6 protein-coding genes are annotated in these 3,267 nt (G+C 43.5%); all 6 read left to right on the top strand.

Annotated elements, in window-relative coordinates; translation table 11 throughout:
- Positions 1-25: 25 nt before the first annotated feature.
- Positions 26-580, top strand: coding sequence for a type II secretion system protein (locus AB4496_RS16665; protein WP_009847856.1), 555 nt, complete (start codon positions 26-28; stop codon positions 578-580).
- A 139-nt stretch (positions 581-719) separates the two neighbouring features.
- Positions 720-1,271 (top strand): prepilin-type N-terminal cleavage/methylation domain-containing protein, encoded by a 552-nt coding sequence (locus AB4496_RS16660; RefSeq protein WP_009847855.1) that lies wholly within the window; start codon positions 720-722, stop codon positions 1,269-1,271.
- On the top strand, positions 1,262-1,813 hold the full coding sequence (locus AB4496_RS16655) for a prepilin-type N-terminal cleavage/methylation domain-containing protein (protein ID WP_083784122.1): 552 nt from the start codon (positions 1,262-1,264) through the stop codon (positions 1,811-1,813). Before AB4496_RS16660 ends, AB4496_RS16655 begins: the two co-directional genes overlap by 10 nt.
- On the top strand, positions 1,813-2,535 hold the full coding sequence (locus AB4496_RS16650) for a PilW family protein (protein ID WP_009847853.1): 723 nt from the start codon (positions 1,813-1,815) through the stop codon (positions 2,533-2,535). The genes AB4496_RS16655 and AB4496_RS16650 overlap by 1 nt, the downstream gene beginning before the upstream one ends.
- The gene (locus AB4496_RS16645; protein ID WP_009847852.1) at positions 2,525-2,953 is read left to right on the top strand and encodes a hypothetical protein; all 429 of its coding nucleotides are present in this window, start codon (positions 2,525-2,527) and stop codon (positions 2,951-2,953) included. Before AB4496_RS16650 ends, AB4496_RS16645 begins: the two co-directional genes overlap by 11 nt.
- A partial coding sequence (locus AB4496_RS16640; RefSeq protein WP_372131406.1) for a hypothetical protein occupies positions 2,953-3,267 on the top strand: 315 nt, incomplete at its 3' end. The genes AB4496_RS16645 and AB4496_RS16640, both read left to right, overlap by 1 nt.

The following is a 3,267-nucleotide window of genomic DNA, read 5'->3' as shown; positions in this document are numbered from 1 at the left end:
TAAATATACATAGAGAGAAAAGACTATGAAAAAACAAAGCGGTTTCACCCTAATAGAACTAGTGGTGGTAATTGTTATTCTAGGTATTCTTGCAGTTACTGCAGCACCTCGTTTTCTTAACTTACAAGGTGATGCCCGTACATCATCTATGCAAGGCCTGCGTGGCGCAATGGCAGGTGCGACGGGTATCGTTTATGGCCGTGCAGCAGTAGATGGTCGTGAAGGTCAACCTAAAACAGCTCTGGCAACAACGCCACAAACAACAGATGGTGTGGCTATTAACTTTGGTTATCCAACTTCTGCTGATATCGCAGGTGTTCCGGCTGGTATTGAAACTGCTGTAGTTGGTTTACCTGGTACCGATTGGGTTGTAGTGAATGTGACGGAAACTGGCGTTGTTCCAGACGCTGTCGCTTATTCATTTGCGGGGACTGACCCAGTACAAGCGAACAATGGTTTTGTATACGATGCAACTACACCTGCGAATAACAATGGCTGTTTTGTCATTTATGTTGAAGCTGCCAATGCCACAACACCAGCATTTGTTGATGTTGTCACTACTGGTGCGGATGGCTGTTAATAGTATTATTAGAGGATATCAAGGCCAGCATTGCTGGTCTTTTTTCTATCTGAAATTCAGGTAAGCGACAAAGACAACTTCCTTTCCCTGAGTTACACTTAATCTTCAAACTATCAAATATTTAGCGGATTGGATTTCGGTGAATCAATTCAATAGAACATACAGAAACATCGGATTTCAGCAACAAGGTTTTACTTTAGTCGAGTTAATCATTGTGATCTTGTTGATCGCGATTGTCTCTGCCTACGCTGCTAGCCGTCTTTCTGGAAGGGATCGCTTTTCTGCCTTTGCAGCTCAAGAGCAAGTAACTTCTGTTGTCCGCCAAGTTCAAGTGAATCGTATGCAGTCCAATGTGGACCTTGGGGCCGTCGTTGGAGAGAGCAATTTTATTCTCGCTATCGTTGGGAATTGTATCGGCTCGGAAGTGAGCTGTACCGCGCGAAGCCAAGCGCGGAGTGATTGGGTTATGCTCAACGGAGCTAACTTAACGGCTGCATCTGATACCACTCCCGCTATTCCTCTATCTCTAGTTAACTTTGATTTATTAGGTAACCCTACAACAGGTGAAACACCTGCAGGCGTTGTCGTTAACGTTGCAGCTGGTGTGGTGATTACGATTACTTCAAATGTGAATACCTGCCGTGTGGAAATTAACGCGCAAGGTTATGTCGAAAATGGGGTGTGCTCATGAATAGTATTCATAAATCACCTGTAAAAGAACGTGGTTTTACATTAATTGAAAGTGTGATTGTGATTGTGATTATGGGGCTCGCGATGATGACCATCATAAACTTTTTAGCGCCTCAGGTTAGTCGATCTGGTGATCCTCATTATCAGACTCGTTCAGCCGCGCTAGGGCAAAGCGTGATGTCGATGATTCTTGCTCGAGGGTTCGACGAGAATAGTGATTTTGATGGTGGGGAATTTAGATGCGGTGAGGGGGCGTCTGGTGTGAATTGCACTGCTGAGGCTAACTTTGGCCCAGAAGAGGCTGACATTGCTCTATACAATGATGTCGATGACTATGATGGGTGTTGGGAACCCGGTGCAACTAACGGGTGTCGAGACCTTAATCTATTACTGGATGAAAATGGCGCAACAACCTACAGAAACTACCGCCTAGATGTTGATGTGACGTACCAAATGGTCGATCAACTGAAAAGAATCAACCTAACGATCTCGGCCTCAAATTATCCTCCTATCGTGCTGGATGCCTATCGAGGGAATTACTAATGAGAAGGCAAGGTTTCACTCTTATTGAAATGATTATCACCATGATTGTTGGTAGCATTTTAGTTGTAGGCATTGCTGGGTTTGTTGAATTGGGTGCGCGTGGCTATGCGGACACCGTAGATAGGCAGCGTTTACAAACTCAAGCCAAGTTTGTCTTGGAAAAAATCACTCGTGAAGTGCGTCATGCTGTACCGAATATGTTCAATCAGAATGCTGTCGTCCCGGGAGCTCGCTGTGTTTCATTTTTCCCTATCGTTACCTCTGGGATTTATGCGGTGTCGGGCGATGATATTCAATTTGTTACGGCTGATAATACACTGACGACAGCTGCGCTAACCCCATTATCTTTAGTGATAAACCCTACAGAGGCGGCGCCGACCAATAATATTTTCCCCTTAGCTACTGTAACTGCAACCAATAATACTTTCTTGCTTGCTAATGAGTCTGTAAACCTTGTGGGTAATTCGGTTTCAAATCGACATTATATTTACAATCCTAATGGCCGCGTCACCTATTGCATTGTGAATGGCCGAGTATGGAGAAGTGAAGGTAATGGCGCGCTAATCCCAATTTCGGATACGGGAGTGACTGGGGATTTAGACTATCAACCCGCAAATGTTCAGCGTAATGGTATCGTCCATCTTGAGTTTGAATTTAGAAACCAAGTCGGGGATGAACTGACCAATTTCCAGCAAGACATACAGGTGATCAATGTTCCTTAAAAAAAGACAAGTCGGAAGCCTGTATATTGTCGTTATTTTTGTATTGGTGGTGATGGGGTTTCTTGCTACAACCTTAAGCCGCATAGAGTGGTCCAATAATGACGCACATACAAAAGATGTGATTGGTACTCAAGCCCATCTTTTAGCTCATTCGGCAATAGAGCGAGCCTTAATGCAGATATATCCACCTAGAGCCAACACAACGGTTTCATTTGATGTGGCTGCAGAGTGTACAAACTTGAATGGAACAGCAATGAACTTCGCAACGACAATTACATGTGCAGATGTTCAAATAACGTGCTCACCAACAGGTGGTCAACTTGTCGATAGTTCTCAGTTATACACGGTAAGAGCGGTCGCAATGTGCGGAACGGGTGTGAATTTAATGCAACGTAGTCAAGATGTGTGGGTGAGATAATGAGAGTACTATTTTTATCATTGTTTTTGTTGTTTTCTCTCGGCATATCATCGTTTTCGTATGCTTCCACTTGTCTAGCTAATGGCTCTTCTGTAGATGCTCGCAATGGTTTTTGTATCACTTTTTCTCTTGAGTCTGACGGGTCGAATCGAATTCGATTAGCGAATAGCCAATATTTCCCGTTATGGACAGATGATGATGATTTTGATGATTATTATCAGCAAATCTTTGACGAAGATTATGAAGATGATGACATCCTTCGACAATTTCAGGTTAAGTTTGAGCGTACTTCTAATTATAACGCTAGATGGATA

Origin of the sequence: Vibrio sp. 10N.222.46.A1 (assembly GCF_041473595.1) — a bacterium.
Lineage (GTDB): Bacteria > Pseudomonadota > Gammaproteobacteria > Enterobacterales > Vibrionaceae > Vibrio > Vibrio tasmaniensis_A.
The sequence above is the reverse complement of the archived record's forward strand: the minus strand, read 5'-3'. Positions and strand labels throughout refer to the sequence as shown.